This is a genomic window from Oceanobacillus sp. AG, assembly GCF_009746545.1.
Taxonomy (GTDB): Bacteria; Bacillota; Bacilli; order Bacillales; family Amphibacillaceae; genus Oceanobacillus; species Oceanobacillus indicireducens.
Genome location: NZ_WOWT01000014.1, coordinates 86,484 through 103,491, shown reverse-complemented (window position 1 = coordinate 103,491; position 17,008 = coordinate 86,484). Strand labels below are relative to the sequence as shown.

At 40.4% G+C, this 17,008-nt stretch carries 17 protein-coding genes; 5 read left to right on the top strand and 12 right to left on the bottom strand.

Features of this window, described 5'->3' with window-relative positions; genetic code table 11:
- Positions 1-110 precede the first annotated feature (110 nt).
- From ssuE to GN217_RS09360, 7 genes are all read right to left on the bottom strand, one after another.
- Entirely contained in the window at positions 111-659 is a 549-nt protein-coding gene (gene ssuE, locus GN217_RS09390; protein WP_156856428.1) for an NADPH-dependent FMN reductase, read from the bottom strand.
- A gap of 52 nt (positions 660-711) precedes the next feature.
- Complete coding sequence (locus GN217_RS09385) at positions 712-969, bottom strand: glutaredoxin family protein (protein ID WP_156856427.1); 258 nt, start codon at positions 967-969, stop codon at positions 712-714.
- Between the two features lie 171 nt (positions 970-1,140).
- The gene (locus GN217_RS09380; protein WP_156856426.1) at positions 1,141-2,472 is read right to left on the bottom strand and encodes an LLM class flavin-dependent oxidoreductase; all 1,332 of its coding nucleotides are present in this window, start codon (positions 2,470-2,472) and stop codon (positions 1,141-1,143) included.
- 18 nt (positions 2,473-2,490) lie between these two features.
- Entirely contained in the window at positions 2,491-3,285 is a 795-nt protein-coding gene (locus GN217_RS09375; protein WP_156856425.1) for a transporter substrate-binding domain-containing protein, read from the bottom strand.
- A gap of 29 nt (positions 3,286-3,314) precedes the next feature.
- On the bottom strand, positions 3,315-3,986 hold the full coding sequence (locus tag GN217_RS09370) for an amino acid ABC transporter permease (protein WP_156856424.1): 672 nt from the start codon (positions 3,984-3,986) through the stop codon (positions 3,315-3,317).
- 31 nt (positions 3,987-4,017) lie between these two features.
- Entirely contained in the window at positions 4,018-5,022 is a 1,005-nt protein-coding gene (locus tag GN217_RS09365; RefSeq protein WP_156856423.1) for an LLM class flavin-dependent oxidoreductase, read from the bottom strand.
- Positions 5,023-5,050: 28 nt separating this feature from the next.
- Complete coding sequence (locus GN217_RS09360) at positions 5,051-5,845, bottom strand: amino acid ABC transporter ATP-binding protein (RefSeq protein ID WP_156856422.1); 795 nt, start codon at positions 5,843-5,845, stop codon at positions 5,051-5,053.
- 246 nt (positions 5,846-6,091) lie between these two features.
- Here GN217_RS09360 and GN217_RS09355 point away from each other — a divergent pair, with 246 nt between their 5' ends.
- The gene (locus GN217_RS09355; RefSeq protein ID WP_156856421.1) at positions 6,092-6,889 is read left to right on the top strand and encodes an arginase family protein; all 798 of its coding nucleotides are present in this window, start codon (positions 6,092-6,094) and stop codon (positions 6,887-6,889) included.
- 147 nt (positions 6,890-7,036) lie between these two features.
- Here GN217_RS09355 and GN217_RS09350 read toward each other — a convergent pair whose 3' ends face one another.
- The 5 genes from GN217_RS09350 to mmgD all read right to left on the bottom strand — a co-directional run bounded on the left by GN217_RS09350 (position 7,037) and on the right by mmgD (position 13,418).
- Positions 7,037-7,702, bottom strand: a complete 666-nt coding sequence (locus tag GN217_RS09350) for a 4Fe-4S cluster-binding domain-containing protein (RefSeq protein ID WP_232334388.1) — start codon at positions 7,700-7,702, stop codon at positions 7,037-7,039.
- Between the two features lie 14 nt (positions 7,703-7,716).
- Complete coding sequence (gene nrdD, locus GN217_RS09345; RefSeq protein ID WP_156856419.1) at positions 7,717-9,660, bottom strand: anaerobic ribonucleoside-triphosphate reductase; 1,944 nt, start codon at positions 9,658-9,660, stop codon at positions 7,717-7,719.
- Positions 9,661-9,893: 233 nt separating this feature from the next.
- Positions 9,894-10,796 (bottom strand): methylisocitrate lyase, encoded by a 903-nt coding sequence (gene prpB, locus GN217_RS09340; RefSeq protein WP_156856418.1) that lies wholly within the window; start codon positions 10,794-10,796, stop codon positions 9,894-9,896.
- Positions 10,797-10,829: 33 nt separating this feature from the next.
- On the bottom strand, positions 10,830-12,269 hold the full coding sequence (locus GN217_RS09335; protein ID WP_156856433.1) for a bifunctional 2-methylcitrate dehydratase/aconitate hydratase: 1,440 nt from the start codon (positions 12,267-12,269) through the stop codon (positions 10,830-10,832).
- 39 nt (positions 12,270-12,308) lie between these two features.
- Positions 12,309-13,418, bottom strand: a complete 1,110-nt coding sequence (mmgD, locus tag GN217_RS09330; RefSeq protein WP_156856417.1) for a citrate synthase — start codon at positions 13,416-13,418, stop codon at positions 12,309-12,311.
- A gap of 175 nt (positions 13,419-13,593) precedes the next feature.
- Here mmgD and GN217_RS09325 point away from each other — a divergent pair, with 175 nt between their 5' ends.
- From GN217_RS09325 to GN217_RS09310, 4 genes are all read left to right on the top strand, one after another.
- Entirely contained in the window at positions 13,594-14,463 is an 870-nt protein-coding gene (locus tag GN217_RS09325) for a LysR family transcriptional regulator (RefSeq protein ID WP_156856416.1), read from the top strand.
- Positions 14,464-15,066: 603 nt separating this feature from the next.
- A complete protein-coding gene (locus GN217_RS09320; protein WP_156856415.1) occupies positions 15,067-15,372 on the top strand; it encodes an MGMT family protein in 306 nt (101 codons plus the stop codon).
- Between the two features lie 93 nt (positions 15,373-15,465).
- Positions 15,466-16,419 (top strand): bile acid:sodium symporter family protein, encoded by a 954-nt coding sequence (locus tag GN217_RS09315; protein ID WP_156856414.1) that lies wholly within the window; start codon positions 15,466-15,468, stop codon positions 16,417-16,419.
- 201 nt (positions 16,420-16,620) lie between these two features.
- Positions 16,621-16,971: a hypothetical protein gene (locus tag GN217_RS09310; RefSeq protein ID WP_156856413.1), complete on the top strand. Its 351-nt coding sequence runs from the start codon at positions 16,621-16,623 to the stop codon at positions 16,969-16,971.
- The last annotated feature ends 37 nt before the right edge of the window (positions 16,972-17,008 follow it).

The following is a 17,008-nucleotide window of genomic DNA, read 5'->3' as shown; positions in this document are numbered from 1 at the left end:
GTTAGAATGAGAGTGAGTCATCGTGATTTACCTCCGTATGTTTATGGTTTTGGTCAACTTTAACTATACGTGGTTTCACGATGGCTTTCTATTTATTTAGCTGTTGCATTTCATTTTACAATGAAGCCGCCAATATTTCCTTTGATTTTCTCTAAAAAATAGTTGACTTGCTTTTTAGTCCGGTTCAGTACATCTTCGTCAACAATAACATGATTCCCTGTCTTATCAATGTCACTGTCTTTATAATAAAGCCCTTTTAAATTTTGAGCTTTCATCGTCGCAAGTAACGGTTTCAACGCATAATCGAGCGCCAATAAATGAGACGAACTGCCTCCTGTCATGACAGGTAGTACATACGTATCTTGTAAAACATCTTGCGGCAAGATATCGAATAATGCTTTTAGTACACCAGAATATGAAGCTTTATATACCGGTGAATCGACAATTATTCCATCCGCTTTTTCTAATGTCTCGGCGATTTCCTTTATTTTCGGACTGTTGAAGTTTGCGAAAAGCAAATCCTCTGCATCGATATCTTTCACGGAAATATGCTTAACGGAATATCCTTCCTCTTCCGCAAGGTCGCCTAAATAATAAAGGATGCGTTCCGATCTTGATAATGCAGATGGACTGCCTGACACAATTACAATTTGACTCATCATCATCCCCCTTTCCGCTTATCAACGTGACCCTATGACACTCAAGCACGGTTTACTTATTTGCTAAAGCCTTTTCCAAATGCTCAATCCCGACTTCTGTCACCGCTTGAAACACATTTCCTTTGCCGATTTCAACAACTGGAACATGACGCACGCCATATTTTGCTTCCAAGATATCCCTGCGATCATCATTTTTTGTCACATCAATCGTTTCATAAGCTAAATTATTTTCCTCCAAATAACTTTTTACCTCATTACAATAACTGCATCCTTCTTTCGACCAAACGACAATGGATTGCTGTTTTGCCAACTTTATCCCTCGCTTTAATTAGTTTAATGAATTTCATAATACGTATTTAATGCTTCACCATCACCATATGTAGTTGAGTTGGTTCGTTCCCAACTACATATGGTGATGGAAATGCCGACTTTGGTAATTATGAAATTCATTCAGTTGTACCTATAATCTATATTTCTTTTTTTATTGTGATGTTTCAGCTTTCTTCCGGTATCGATTTTCGATAAATGGTAAATTTAGATTTCCGCGCAGTGTATCACTTTCATAGTTGCGGCTGAAATACCCTTTTTCTTCTAAAATCGGAACGACGAACTGGAGAAAGTCATCATATTGTTTCCCCATGACATACATGCTGATAACGAATCCGTCAGCAGCTTCGTTATCTACCCATTCGATCATTTTACCTGCCACTTGTTCATACGTACCGAAAAATTCACTTTTCGGGGTCGCTACACGTAATGCCACTTCTCTTAATGTTAAATTTTCGTCCTGCGCCATCGCTTTAATTTCATCTGTCGTTGACTGGAAACTATTTTTCCCCACATCGCCAATGTCTGGGAAAGCTTCATCCAGCGGAAACTGACTGAAATCAAAATGATCGAAGTAACGTCCAAGGTAATTTAATGCTTCCTCAATGCTGATTAAGTTTTTTATTTCCTCATATTTCGCATTTGCTTCTTCCTCGGTTGCACCAATGATTGGAGAAAGTGACGGTAAAATAGCAACCTCATCGCGTTTCCTGCCATTTTGGGCTGCTTGATCCTTTAAATCGCGATAATATTCTTGGGCGCTTTCCAATGTCGCCTTATTCGTGAAAATAGCCTCTCCATGTTTCGCTGCAAAAGCGATTCCTGTTTTCGATGCTCCTGCCTGGAATATAACCGGCTGCCCTTGTTTCGAACGTTCAATATTTAACGGACCATGTGCTTTAAAAAATTCACCTTCATGGTTTAAGCGATGCATCTTATCCGCATCGAAAAATTGTCCTGTTTCACGGTTTCTGACAAAGGCATTATCTTCCCAAGAATCCCATAATCCTTTCGCAACTTCCAAATATTCATCTGCCATCTTATAACGTAAAGAGTGGTCTGGATGATTTCCTTTATTGAAATTCGACGCTGTACCTTCAAGGGGGGTCGTTACAACGTTCCAGCCGGCCCGGCCACCGGAAATCTTATCCAATGATGCAAATTGCCGCGCAATATTAAATGGTTCACTGTACGTTGTTGATACCGTTCCAACTAAGCCAATTTGTTTTGTTACAGCAGCAAGTGTAGCTAATAAAGTGATTGGCTCAAAGCGATTCAAAAAATGAGGAATCGATTTTTCATGAATGTGTAATCCATCTGCAATAAATATAAAGTCCATCCCCGATTTTTCAGCCTTCTGTGTCACATTAATGTAATGTTCTAAATTGATACTTCCATCTGCAGGAACATCTTCTGATTTCCAGGAGTTCATATGACCGCCCGGCCCCTGGATAATAACACCAAGTTTCATATTTTTCTTAGACATTTCAGCCACTTCCTTTTCTTATTGCTCATCTTCCAGTAAATCCACACCAAAGTATTCCAAAGATATTTCCGTGAACTTCCCGTCTTCTTTCAATGTTTCTATTGCTTTATTTAAATCTGCGATAATTGCATCATTTTCTTCCGTTTTTTTAAATGGCAATGCTACTGGCTGGTTTCCAAACGGGTCTCCTACAATTCGTAACGGCAGATCCCTTTTACTGATTTGTGCCATTAAATGTTCTCTGCCATGTATGATACCTTCCACCTTGCCTGCTCCCACATCCGTGTAGATAACATCCGTAGATTCATACGTTACAGGTTCATAATCTAAATCTGGGTATTGCTCCTTTAATACATTTTCAAAATTCGTGCCCATGATATTGCCGATCTGCTTACCGGTCAGATCTTCTACTTTCTGTAGTGTATCGTCATCTGCCGCTGTCGCAATCGCTGCTTTGGAACTATAATAAGGATCTGTAAAATTATAATCTTGCCCTCTTTCTTCTGTTGCGGCAAAGTTAGATGCTGTATCCACCTTCCCTGATTGTAAATTGGCAAGGACCCCATTCCAATCTGTAAGGACAAATTCGATTTCATAACCCGCTTCTTCCACAATTGCTTTAATAATATCGACACTGAAACCTTTCAATTCATCATTTTCTTTAAAAGATGTCGGAAAGCCATCCGGTACTGCGCCTACCGTAATGACGTTATCCCCCTTAGTACCTTCTGAAGCTTCACTCTCTCCGCTTCCCCCACAGCCCGCAACAACTAACAATAAACCTGCTGCGAGAAACAATATGAATCTATTCATCTATTTTTCTCCCCTTTTTGTTTTGACGATTAAGCGATATATGGTTTACTTATCCGCTGTTCATACCAGCCTTGTAATTGGCTATATAAGAAAGTAATCGCCCAATAAATCAGGCCAACCGCTAGATAAGCTTCAAAAAATCGTAAATTTGCCGATGCCAGTAATTTCCCTTGCGCTAATAACTCCGTAACCCCAATTGTGAATGCAAGAGATGAGTTTTTGATTAACCCGATGAACATATTCCCTGTCGCCGGCAGCGCATTCCTTACTGCTTGCGGTAAAACAATCCCCCGCATCGCTTGAGCATAACTCATGCCAACCGATGTAGCTGCTTCCGCCTGCCCCCTATCTACAGACTCTAAGCCTGCACGGAAAATCTCTGCTAGATAGGATGACGTATTTAAGCTGAAAGCGACGATTGCTGCCGCTCCTGCTCCCAGGTCATTGAAAACCGGGAACAATTGCGGGAGCCCGAAATAGATCATTAATAGTTGAACAAGCACAGGCGTCCCTCGGAAAAAAGAAATATATACTTTGGCCACTTGTAATAGAACTGGCACTTTATTGACGAGAATGATTGCAAGAACGACACCAATAGTAATCGCAATCACCATCGATACGATCGTTAAATATAATGTAATCGGCAAATAGGTGAGTAATTCCGGAATAATTTGCACAACATATCCGAAATCAATATTCAAAAAAACCACCTCCTCTTTTTAACTGCCCCTCTTATTTACCTAAAACAGGTACTGCTAACTGACTCAATAGCTCATATGATTTCAACCGCTTTTCTTCATCTAATATTGGAGTGTGGATAATGAATTCCTCGACCCCAAAGGCAGATGCAAGCTTATCAAATTCATTTTTCACAAAATCCGGACTGCCCGCAATCATCTCCACTTCCTGTTCCTTAATTTCTGTGATGGTTTCATCCGTCTGTTCGCGGAAGGCTTCAACTTGATCAAGAGTCCTTACAGACATCGACCGGCCACTTTCGGTGAAGATTTTATAAATTTTATAATCACTTGCTTCTTGCTCTGCCACTGTTTGCGTTTCTGCAGCAAAGGAAGCAACCGCAACGATAAATTTCCCTTCTGGGTAGATCTCTCGATATTGCTGAATAGCTTCTTTGAGAAAATCATTATTACTGTTTAAAAAGTGAGCATATACGAAGTTCGCGCCCTGCTCTGCCGCAAGCTTCGCACTGTTTGCACTTGCTCCAAGCAGAAATACAGGTACTTTTTCGTCTGGTTTCGGAAGAGCCTCCGCGCCATACAATTCATGGTCTTCCGGCATTGTGTCATGAATAAAATGATGAAGCGTCCTAAATCGTTCATCAAACTTAACATCACTGCCAGCGCCACCGTAACGCAAGGCTTGCGTAGCCAATGAAAAACCGCCTGGCGCCTTCCCTATCCCGAGCTCAACTCTCCCAGGGAAGAGCAAGGATAATAGCTGGAAATCTTCTACTACCTTGAACGGACTATAATGCTGGAGCATCACTCCGCCTGAACCAACTTTAATCGAAGTTGTTTTTGCTAATAAATGAGAGACGAGCACTTCTGGTGAAGTCCCTGCAAGGTCAAGCGTCTGATGGTGTTCTGAAACCCAAAAGCGTTCGTAACCCCATTCTTCTGCTTTTTGCACCAATTCGACCGTCCGTCTCAACGCATCTCCCGCTGTTTTCCCCGGTGAAATCGGGCTTTGATCAAGTATTCCTAATTTATATGTCAAAATATTCTCCCCCTCCTATACTTTACGATTACAAGGCTAGCTCCTTTACATGTTCAGTTGGAGTAACCGAGTCGTCAGCAGAGCCATGATTTCGATGGAAGTCCTTTAAAAACTTTTTCGTCCGCTCCTTCTTGGGATGATCGAATATCTCCTCTGGTGTCCCTTGCTCAACAATTGCTCCATCGGCCATGAAAATTACTTTATCCGCGATATCACGGGCAAAGTTCATTTCATGCGTGACGATAATCATCGTTTTATTGTGATTCGCAATTTTAGAAATGACACGAAGCACTTCTCCCACCCACTCGGGATCAAGTGAAGAAGTCGGTTCATCGAAGAGAATCGCATATGGATTTACTGCAAGCGCCCGGGCTATTCCAACCCGCTGTTGTTGCCCGCCAGACAGTGCAATCGGATATTGATTCGCTTTATCCAAGATTCCTACTTGACTCAGTAAATCTCTTCCCATTTTTTTCGCAGCTTCTTTTTTCATCTTCTTCGCTACGACTAAAGCATGGGTGACATTTTCTAATGCTGTTTTATTTTTAAATAAATTATAATGCTGAAACACCATAGAGGTTTGCATTCTTAATTTATTTATCGTTGTCCGTTTCGTTTGATTCACATCTATCGCAACACCACCAATTTCTATTTGACCTGAATCCGGTCTTTCTAAAAAATTCATGCAACGCAGGAGTGTTGATTTCCCGGAACCAGACGGTCCAATAATTACGACAACTTCTCCCTCATCGACATCAAAACTAATGTCTTTCAAGACAACATGGTCTTTAAAGCTCTTCCGTATGTTCGATACTTTTATCATCAATATCCACCTTTCAAGTGCGCAAATTAATATACTAGTATTCACACCAATTTACTCAGGTTTAGAAATTGAATTGATTATAGCACCTAATCAGTCAACTGACAATAGGCAAAAGTCTAATATATTATTTTTCAAGATGAAAAAGGGGAATTAATGCTGAAAATAATCTTAATGTTATAATAGTACATATACGATTCAATATTTAATTGTGACTTTTTTCACTAAAAAGGAGAAGATAAATAATAGATGCTAAATAATATCACCGTACTTGATTTCGACCAGACATACGAAAAACAATCTTTTCTTAAAGATCAGCATGTTCACCGGATTAACTTGCAATCCGTCCCTAGCACGAACTTATTTTGTGAACGGGACACGTTGAGGAACATCGCTAGAAAAATAGGCGACACAAACAAAGTAACCTTCATCGGAAATGGAAATTATCATTATATCTCCTACATCCTGCTTTCGAAAATCCAACAACCCTTCACATTAGTATTGTTCGATCACCATACAGATACACTGAAAAGTCCTAGTGAAGACTTGATTTCTTGCGGTTCCTGGGTTCTGGAATCGTTGGAACGCCTCCCTAATTTAATGAAAGTATTAATAATCGGGATAAGTGAGGAAGGGGAAAAATATATCCCGCCTTCAATGTACGGAAAAGTGATGCTTTATACAAAACACTTTCTTCGCTTAAACTTTAAAAAGGCGCTTCATTCGATTTTAAAAGAAATTTCCACTGATCTCGTCTACATCAGCATAGATAAAGATGTATTAGACAGAAAAGAAGCAATTACTGCTTGGGACCACGGAAATATGCGATTACGGCAACTTCTTATTATCGTTAAAGAAATTATGAAATACCGGAAGATAAGCGGAATTGATATTTGCGGAGAATATCCGGTAAGTCCGATGACGGAATTTGAACGGGAGATCGTAACAGCAATAAAGAAAAACAGTTACGCAAACGAATTTTTAGTAAAACATATACTGCATTGGTTAAGAAAGACGGATCACGACCCAGAAGTTTTACACGCTTAATACAATGGGGTATAGACAATAACCTCTAACCCAAATAGAATGAAGCAAATTTAAGTAAATAATGAACCCCTCTTGAGCCTAATCCAACTCAGGAGGGGTTCTGTCTTATTCCTTATCCAAATAGCTAAAGAAGCTAGACCTGTTCCACTAATTTTCCGGATAAATAAATTCATTCAGGTAATAAGGTACAATACTATCATAATAAGCTTTTCTCTCTTCAACAAAATGTCTTATCTCTGTAAAAAATGCATCATCCAGCAAAGGATAACGAACGGTCCGAACTTGATCCAACACCGAATTATGTTCAATAACCGCGTCAACACTAGCGATTAATTGGTCCACAAGTTTTTCACTCGGCGTGATTCCCATAATGTCATTATAAATTTGTGCATCTTTTTCAGTGTCCAATGCGTGATACGGCAACTTCATATCGATATGGATACCATCAACAAGCTGCTTGTCATATAAAGTCCGTAACTTATTATAATAAATACCGCTTGTCGTTACGATGATTTTCCCATCAAAAAGATTTCTTACTTGCCTCAATAAATCGCAAACCTTGTCCAATGGGTTAATGAGGAATTCCCCACCGCTGAACATAATTGCATCAAACAGAAAACCACTTTTCTTTAAATAGTCATAAAGATCATCTAGCGTTTTATATTCTTTCGGTGTGTTTGCAACGATTTCATCATAATTATGACACCCGAAACAATGGAGTGGACAACCAGATAAAGAATGAATCAATAAAGCCGTATGATCAGGCAAATCGGTAAATGTGCGAATAAAGGTATTATATAGTTTCATTATCATATGTTCACCGTGTATTAACGACGAACAACCTCCTTTAACGCATCTTCTTTCAATCTTTTTCTAATGGTCCAATCATGCCTTCTTGCTTTAGACCAGAAATTATATTTTCCTTCATAATAGCCCTTCTCATCGACGTGGATCCTGTTTCTTGAGATCATTTTCAAATACCCGATCACTCTGCTGAAGGTCGCAATATCTTCAGAATCGCAGACCGGACACTGATCTATATTTTTTGCATCTTCCGCAACGATTCTTTGGCCACACTCCATGCAAGAAGTAATCGTCGGTGTTAATGTAATATAATTGATCGGCTTCTCAAAGATTTTATCCAAATATTTCGCCAAACTTTCCGGTTTTACCTTCGCTTCCAAGAAGTGGTGTAAAACACTTCCAGAGGTTGCATATCCTTGAAATTCAGCGCTATTCTCCAACTGTTCCAGAAAATCCTCTTCCGAAAATGGCGTCATACAACCGCTCGTCAAATATGGATTCTCTCCTTCACCTTGTACAAACACTTCCCGCTCGTTTGCTTTTCCCCATTTCAGGTCATGGCGGGCTAATTTAATCGCTGCATTTTCAGCTGGTGCATATTCAATCCCGCAGGCAACTTTATCGCGTACAATGAATTCATTTACAATCTCGGTCATATATTGCATAATAGCATGAGCAACCATTTTGCCAGCTTTATCTTTCATCCCGTCTTGATATCCTAAGTTAATTAATCCTTCATTCATACCTGTAAGGGCAAACACGTTAAAATAGTTTTTTAAATCTTTATTATAAGCAAAGAAAGTAGGATATAATTCTTTGTTCGCTTCTATCCATTTTCTTTTTGCCATATGCGCTTCTTGCATGACTTCCATATATTCACGGATCTTCACTTTCACAAGTTCCATATCATGTCCGAATTCCAGAAGAACTCGGTTCATATTTAAATTCAGTACTTGGACAGCGCCTGTTGAACCGGTTGATGATCCGAACACGCCTCCTCCCGCTTTCGAGAGCGTTTCTAAATTAATTTGCAGTCTGCAGCAAAGACTTCTGCTCACTTCAGGATCTTTCGCCTGGATTAGCGGATTCAGAGTTTTATAATACGGATCTTCAAATGGCTTTGTTTTAAAGTTTTCGAAATAGACACCACCCCATTGATACATTTTATCCAATAGTTCGATAAACACGGGATTTTCATAATTGAAGTAATCATCAATTTGCACCGTTAATAATGGGAAGGTAAATGGAATGCCATTGCTTCCTGTTCCGTTCCTCATTACCTCAATAATTGCCCGGTTCATTCGGTCAAAGTAAACCTCTGGAATATCTTTATATTGTATATTCCTTCCTTCTCCGCCGATTACAACGTATTCATCCTTGATTTCCTCAGACGGCTTCCCAAACTCTAACGTAATATTTGAAAAACTACTCTGAGCTCCGGACCGAAGCGGCATATTAAGCTCCCAAATCAGACTTTGAAACAGTTCTGCTAATTCCTCATCAGTATACGTAGTGCCCCTGCTTTCTTCATCGAATAAATAAGAAGCTGTAATGGTAGAAAGCTGTGCCAACATCACCGCACCGGAAACCTGTTGGGATACTAATGTAACAACATTACTGAAATGCCTGAGTAAAGTAGGTATCCGCTTCGCTGGTTTAGAAGTAATCATGTTTTTAGCAAGCGTTGGAATTCCTTTTGTCGCGATATCCATACAACTGATGGATACACAATACGGGGCAAGCTGTTTGTCATGGACATAAACGACACCGTCATCATAAAGCTCTTTCATTCTTGGTGGTAGAATTTGTGTAAATAAAAATTCTTCCTCTGCATGATTCGTTAGATTGTGCCTTAAAAGTGGTAAGGAATAGACATAATTACTATTTTCATGTCTTAAATAATCTGTTTGCTTATTCTCTTGCTGTGATGTGAATTTCTGAACAATATCCATTGTACTTTGGAACATATTAATCCCTCTCCTTTAGACATTTTAATCCATAACTTGATGAACCACCTTCACCTTAACACAATATATTGTACCACTAAGTGACTTCCATCACTATATATAGATTGCGTCGAAAAGAGTACGACTATTTGACAGTTTTGTGAGGTTACTCACGGTCCCCTGCATTTTTAACTAATTTGAAAAAGATAGGTGCGGAGGCAAATTCCTCTTTGGCACCTATCTTTTTCAATAGACTAGTCTTCTAATACTGTCTTCGCAATCGTCTGATCTAATTCTTCAAAGTCATCATAAGAAATCGTTTCGTATAGTTCTTTTCTCGTCTGCATATTAAATACACCATCTGCTTGCGAGCCTTGCTCTTTGATTAGGGTAAAGATCCGTTCATATGCCTTTGCTGCTACTCTCAAAGAAGTTACCGGATAAATGACCATACGGAAGCCCATATTCTGAAATTCTTCTGCAGTAATAAATGGTGTCTTCCCAAACTCCGTCATATTCGCCAGCAACGGGGCATCCACTTTTTCAGCAAACAGACGGAATTCTTCATCCGTTTGTAAAGCTTCAGGGAAGATTGCATCGGCACCAGCTTCAACATAACTTGCTGCGCGCCGGATTGCTGCATCTAGTCCTTCCACCGCCCGTGCATCCGTTCTGGCGACGACAACTAAGGAAGGAGCAACTTCTTTAATTGCTTTAATCTTTTGTACCATTTCCTCTGTCGTAACGAGCTGTTTTCCATTTAAATGTCCACATTTCTTGGGAAGCTGCTGGTCTTCAATCTGAACGGCAGCTACATTTGCTTCCACCATTTCCCGCGCTGTGCGTGCCACGTTTAATACACCGCCAAACCCTGTATCAATATCAACGAGTACTGGTAAATTCGTTGCCCTGACAAGATCCCTTGCCCGTTCTGCTATCTCTGTTGATGTAACGATACCAAGATCCGGCAGTCCTCTGCTCGCCGTATAAGCTCCGCCAGATAAATATAAAACGGAGAAACCTGCGTCCCTTGCAACTAAGGCAGCCATCGCATCATGTGCCCCCGGTATTTGTAAAATATCCTCCGCTTCCATTTCTTCTTTTAATTTTTCAGCTAATTCCTTCTGTGTTGACTGTTGATCCACAATCCACGCCATACCTGCGTCCTCCTTCTCCATCATTGACACGTATTAATTTATAAGAAATAACTCAACAAATTCATTCACATTCATGTTTGCTAACTTTTCATAATCATAGCTTATCGCTTCAATCTTCTTGCGTTGTTTATCTGTATAATGGGTTGCTAAGTTTTCCGTATACTTCTCCATTATTTTCGGAATGGCTTCCTCACGTCTGAAGCGGTGCCCTAATGGATACTCGCGTTCTACTTCTTCTGTCGATGACCCGTCTTTAAAATGAACTTGAACAGCATTCGCGATTGAACGTTTAGCAGGATCTAGATAGTCCTTTGTATATTCTTTATTTTCTACGACGATCATCTTATCACGCAGAATATCAATGATTGGATTTGCTGCAAAATCATCCTCATAATGTTCTGCCCGTATATCTCCTTCAAGCAGGGCGATAGCCGTTATATATTGTAAACAGTGATCCCGGTCTGCCGGATTATTCAAAGGTCCTTTTTTATCAATAATGCGAATAGCAGATTCATGAGTTGTAATCGTAATTTTATCTATTTCCTCTAAGCGACTAGCGACTTCTGGATGTAACTGTACGCCTGCTTCTGCTGCTGTTTGTGCATGAAATTCAGCTGGGAAGGAAACTTTGAACAACACATTTTCCATTACATAACTATCCAGCGGCTGACTAAGCAATAGTTCTTTCTTATTAAATAAAACATCTTGGAATCCCCAACCCGGAGCACTAAGTGCAGTTGGATAACCCATTTCACCTTGCATGGCCATCAACGCTAGGCGTACTGCTCTACTCGTTGCGTCACCAGCGGCCCAGGATTTTCGTGATCCAGTATTCGGGGCATGACGATACGTTCGTAAGCTTCCATTATCAATCCAAGCATTCGTAAGTGCATTCGTTATTTCTTCCCGTCCACCACCAAGCATTTTCGTGACAACAGCTGTTGATGCTATCTTAACAAAAAGGACATGATCAAGTCCTACCCGATTCAAACTATTCTCGAGCGCAAGCACCCCTTGGATTTCATGTGCTTTGATCATCATTTCCAGTACTTCTTCAACTTTAAGCGGTTCTTTCCCCTTCTGAATTCTTACTTGGCTAAGGTAATCAGCAACCGCGAGAATTCCGCCTAAGTTATCGGATGGATGGCCCCATTCCGCAGCAAGCCATGTATCATTATAGTCGAGCCAGCGAATCATCGCTCCAATATTGAACGCTGCTTGAATAGGGTCAAGTACATGAGAAGTTCCGGGAACTCGCGCCCCATTCGGAACAATTGTCCCTGGCACGACTGGTCCAAGCAATTTCGTACATTCAGGATAATCAAGCGCTAAAATACCACAGCCCAACGTATCGAGTAATACATATTGCGCTGTTTGAAAAGCTTCTTCACTCGTAATATCCTTATTTAATACATAATCCGTGATTTCTTCTATTAACATGTCTGTTTTTTGATAATCATCTGTTTGTAGCATCATTTGTCCTCTCCATTTCCATTTTTTATCCATGATTGACTAAGCGTAACGTGCACCGATATAGTTCACACGAGGTCTATAAAGCCGGTTATTACTGTGCTGCTCAATGACATGAGCAGCTAATCCAGCTGTCCGTGCACTGAAGAAAATAGGTGTATAAAGCGGAATCGGGATTCCCAGTTTCCAGTACACGGGCGCTGCGTAATAGTCTAAATTCGGATAAAGCCCTTTTTCCCTTTCCATTATTCTCTCGCCAGCTTCACACATCTCTAGCAGGGAATAATCGCCATCTCGCATGCAGAGCTGCCGGAGAGCTTCTTTCGTAATGAGGGCTCTCGGATCTATTTTCTTCATATAAACCCTGTGGCCAAATCCCATCACTTTTTCCTTTTGTTGCAGCTTATTTAGAAGTAATTCCTCAAATTCTTCTACGGTTTGCACTTCATTTAGCATATACATCACCGCTTCATTCGCTCCGCCATGCAAATTCCCTTTTAACGAGGCAATTGCTCCGGTTAATGCGCCGTAGATATCCGAGTTCGTGGAGGCAATTACTCTTGCAGTAAAGGTGGAATTCGGCATTTCATGCTCGCTATATAAAAGGAGCAAACGATCAAAAATCGCTGCTTCTAAATCACTTGGTTTCTTTCCGGTAATCATGTTTAAAAAGTTTGCACTGTAGGATAAATCGGCTTGCGGATAAATTGGCTCCTCCCCATGGATAATTCGATAACTATTAACCGTAATCGTCGGTAGTTGCCCTAATAATTGATAGGCCCGTTTTTTATTTGCCGTAAGCGTTCGGTCTTCTATATCCTCATCGAAACCAGCAAGAATGGATAACCCAGTACGCATTCCATCCATTGGATGTGTCTGCTTTGGTAATAAACGAAGCACTTCGATTACAACTTCCGGAACATCATAATGCTGTTTCAGTGTTCCTTCTATGGAGACTTTTTCCGTCGCTGTGGGTAAGGTACCCTCCAATAATAAATGTACAATTTCCGCATACTCCTTACTCTTAGATAGCTCAATCAGATCATGGCCTTGAATGATGATTTTCTCTTCATCTACATCTAGAAATGAGATTGATGTCTCTGCCGCAATGACTCCTTCTAACCCCGGAACAAATTTTTCCTTTGTTTCCATGAATACCATCCCTCGCTTTTTATTTTCTTACCCGCCTGAGAGCGTTGACAAAGAAGTGATCTAGTGATTTTTTCTCATCTGCCATCATTATAATATTGATTGTAAGATTGGAAAAATATATAATATTAATAATTAGCCATAGGTTTTTCCTATATCATAGAGGAGGATGTACTTCGTGAATTATCAGGATTGGGAAATGTTAGCCGCTCTCTATACCACCGAGAACATTACGAAAGCCGCAGAACAGTTATTTGTCTCACAGCCTACCCTAACCTCGCGTATTCAGAAATTGGAAGAACATTATGATGTACAACTCATTATCCGGAAACGAAGAGGAGTTACCTTCACACCAGAAGGAGAACAATTAGCGCAGCATGCACAGAATATGATTCGCGAACAACGCATGATTGAAGAAAAAATTAACAATATGAAAAATCAAGTCACCGGTACACTACGAGTCGGCGTATCCAATTTCTTTGCACTTAATAAAATGCCGAAGTTATTGCGATTATTTAAACAGGAATATCCTCATGTAGAATTCCAAATGGTTACCGGATGGAGCAGTGCCATGCACCGCCTCGTTTTAAACAACGAAGTGCATCTAAGTTTTATTAAAGGGGACTATCCATGGAAAGGAAAAAGGGAGCTTTTATATGAGGAAGAAATCTGTGTTGCCTCACCGTGGGATTTCACATGGGACGATCTCCCCAATATGCCCCGGATTGATTATCATACCGACGAAAATATGAAGAATTTGGTGGATGAATGGTGGTACCATCAATATTCCGAGCGTCCAAATACGACAATTCAAGTCAATCAAGTCGAAACATGCAAAGAGATGATTGTAAATGGTCTTGGTTTTTCCATTCTTGCAAATTTAGTTGTCCGTCCCTATCCAGAGCTATTTGTAAAACCACTCTATAAACCAAAAGGAGAGCCAATGATAAGGAAAACGTGGATGTATTATCATGAAGACTCATTACAATTAAACATTGTCCATGCCTTTATTCGTTTTATTAGAGGGTTGGATGTTAAAGCAATATAGTCATTTACTGTATCCTTTCATTCAGCGTAAGTGCAACCTTCTCCTGGAGGTCCGCAGTCCAGACACCTCTCGCTTTCCGCAGGCGGCTGGTGAGCCTCCTCGGGCTAAGCACTAAGGGGTCTCACCTATGCCTTTCGACGAACAGGAAGTTCTAATGCCGGCGTTGGTCACAGGACGTGACCGTTCTTAGACGGCCTCCTGCAGGAGTCTCGAGGTGTCTGGACTGCTCCGAGGGAAAGCCCAACTTGGTACACTATTTTTCATTTAGAAATAAATAGCTTATTACAATGCGATAGTTTCCATTAATAATAACGTTCTCTACCAGTTTAGTTGCCCGGCGGACGGTGACTCCTACGGGAAAAGCACGTGTCCAGACCTGAGCAGGAAGCGGTTTTCTTCCGAGAGCAGACTAAGAACGCTCTCGTATGTGGCAACGTCTGACATTAACGTCCTGTGAGTCGAGGCTGAGGCCGTGCCTTAGGATGCGCATCCGTCCGCCGGGCAACTGAACGGTAATTAGAACGCCAATAAAATGAATGCACAAAATACTTACGCTGAATGAAAGTAATTGTCAGTTGATTTTGAGTGAGAGAGGAGATTTTGATGCTACCATTTACGGAAAAGGTCATTCAAATTATCAAAGATATCCCCGAGGGAAAAGTTATGACTTATGGACAAGTAGCAAAGCTCGCGGGGAATCCACGCGCAGCTCGGCAAGTTGCTCGGATTCTTCATACGATGAGCAGAAAACATCACCTGCCATGGCATCGGGTCATTAATGCTAAAGGACAGATCGCGATGAAAGACGAAGGAAAGTTCAATGAACAGCGCTTGTCTTTGGAAGCAGAGGGTATTGAAGTCAACAATGCTGGAAAAGTTGATTTAATGAAATATAGAGAAGAACCCTAGATTAATTGAGTTATTTATGCTATTATTTTCAATTATACACACAATTAGTATTCGCAATATTTATAGTTTTTATTTAGGGGGAGGTAATTCATTTTGGAAACATTAGGTAAAATAAGTAGATTTGCCACAAGTACATTTGCTTTATGGGTTATTATATTTGCAGCACTTAGTTTCTTTATCCCACAAGGTTTTGCGTGGATTGCGCCTCACGTATCGCTATTATTAGGTATTATTATGTTCGGGATGGGACTTACCCTTACCGTTGATGATTTTAAAGGTGTGTTTCTTGCTCCAAAAAGTGTATTAATTGGTGTCGTTGCCCAATATACAATCATGCCTCTCACGGCTTTTGCACTGGCGTATGCTTTTAACTTACCTCCTGAAATTGCAGCGGGAGTAATCTTAGTAGGTTGTTGTCCTGGAGGCACATCCTCTAACGTCATGACGTTTATGGCAAAGGGAAATACCGCATTATCTGTAACAATCACTGCGGTTTCCACATTACTTGCACCAATCATGACACCAACACTCACTTATTTACTCGCAAGCCAATGGCTATCGGTTTCCTTCATGGACATGTTCTTATCGATCGTCCAAGTTGTGTTACTGCCAATTATTCTAGGTGTCGTTATTCGAATGCTGTTTAGTAAGCAAGTCAACAAAAGCATGGATGTCTTACCTCTCATTTCCGTCGTCGGGATAGTTGCGGTTGCTTCAGCTGTTGTAGCGGTCAATAAAGAATCGATCATGACGTCTGGACTATTAATTTTTGCAGTCGTCGTCCTCCATAATTGTATTGGATATTTACTCGGATACATCGCTGCAAAAGCACTTAAGCTGGATTTCAAAGATCAAAAAGCAATTTCCATTGAAGTTGGAATGCAGAACTCAGGGCTCGCAGCCTCTCTTGGTCTCGCTCACTTTACACCAATTGCTGCCGTACCTGGTGCTATCTTTAGTGTCTGGCATAATATTTCAGGTCCGCTCCTTGCAAACTGGTGGGCAAAAAGAAGCCAGGATGATTCAGACGATAAGAAAGCAGCATAATATCTTTTACCATTCCAAGACCTGTATGATAGGATTAACCTCCCTATTATGCAGGTTTTTTCCATGAATGAATCGATTCCTATGTATGATTTCACATCTTTTTGCGAATGGATAATAACATACACTCAAAGATGAGGAGGATGTTCTCTGAAATTTTCTATTCGTGGAGACGCTCATAAACTCTATCTTCGTTTAAAAGAAATGCCAACTGAAGAGATAAAAAAGAGTCGTTATTTACAAGAAACGAAAGCAATAAAAGAATTTTACCAAACGCTCGACAAGGAAACATTACAATTAATTTATTACCAAATAGCAAAAGAAAAGAACGGTACCGGGATCATCCCAATCTTTGCAACAGCGATTCCCTGGCTCCTCTTTCTCTTTGCTAATCCGTTGGAAAGTTTTCTTTTTCAAGATGGAAGTTCCTACTGGATAATTTTCGCATTCCTTTATTTAGTTCTTCTCAGCATCAGTTTAATCTTACATTTTAAAGAAAAAGCATGGGCTGTCGTGCATGTGAAAATTATTCAAGACATTTTGGCGGAGCGGTAGGTATATCTCGTATTTTACTGAGGAAATATATTAGAAC

Coding starts and splice junctions, on each gene's coding strand:
- ssuE (WP_156856428.1), bottom strand. CDS start 659: ATGAGTCAAATTGTAATTGTGTCAGGCAGTCCATCTGCATTATCAAGA.
- GN217_RS09380 (WP_156856426.1), bottom strand. CDS start 2,472: ATGTCTAAGAAAAATATGAAACTTGGTGTTATTATCCAGGGGCCGGGC.
- GN217_RS09375 (WP_156856425.1), bottom strand. CDS start 3,285: ATGAATAGATTCATATTGTTTCTCGCAGCAGGTTTATTGTTAGTTGTT.
- GN217_RS09360 (WP_156856422.1), bottom strand. CDS start 5,845: ATGATAAAAGTATCGAACATACGGAAGAGCTTTAAAGACCATGTTGTC.
- GN217_RS09355 (WP_156856421.1), top strand. CDS start 6,092: ATGCTAAATAATATCACCGTACTTGATTTCGACCAGACATACGAAAAA.
- GN217_RS09350 (WP_232334388.1), bottom strand. CDS start 7,702: ATGATAATGAAACTATATAATACCTTTATTCGCACATTTACCGATTTG.
- nrdD (WP_156856419.1), bottom strand. CDS start 9,660: ATGTTCCAAAGTACAATGGATATTGTTCAGAAATTCACATCACAGCAA.
- prpB (WP_156856418.1), bottom strand. CDS start 10,796: ATGGCGTGGATTGTGGATCAACAGTCAACACAGAAGGAATTAGCTGAA.
- GN217_RS09335 (WP_156856433.1), bottom strand. CDS start 12,269: ATGCTACAAACAGATGATTATCAAAAAACAGACATGTTAATAGAAGAA.
- mmgD (WP_156856417.1), bottom strand. CDS start 13,418: ATGGAAACAAAGGAAAAATTTGTTCCGGGGTTAGAAGGAGTCATTGCG.
- GN217_RS09320 (WP_156856415.1), top strand. CDS start 15,067: ATGCTACCATTTACGGAAAAGGTCATTCAAATTATCAAAGATATCCCC.
- GN217_RS09310 (WP_156856413.1), top strand. CDS start 16,621: ATGCCAACTGAAGAGATAAAAAAGAGTCGTTATTTACAAGAAACGAAA.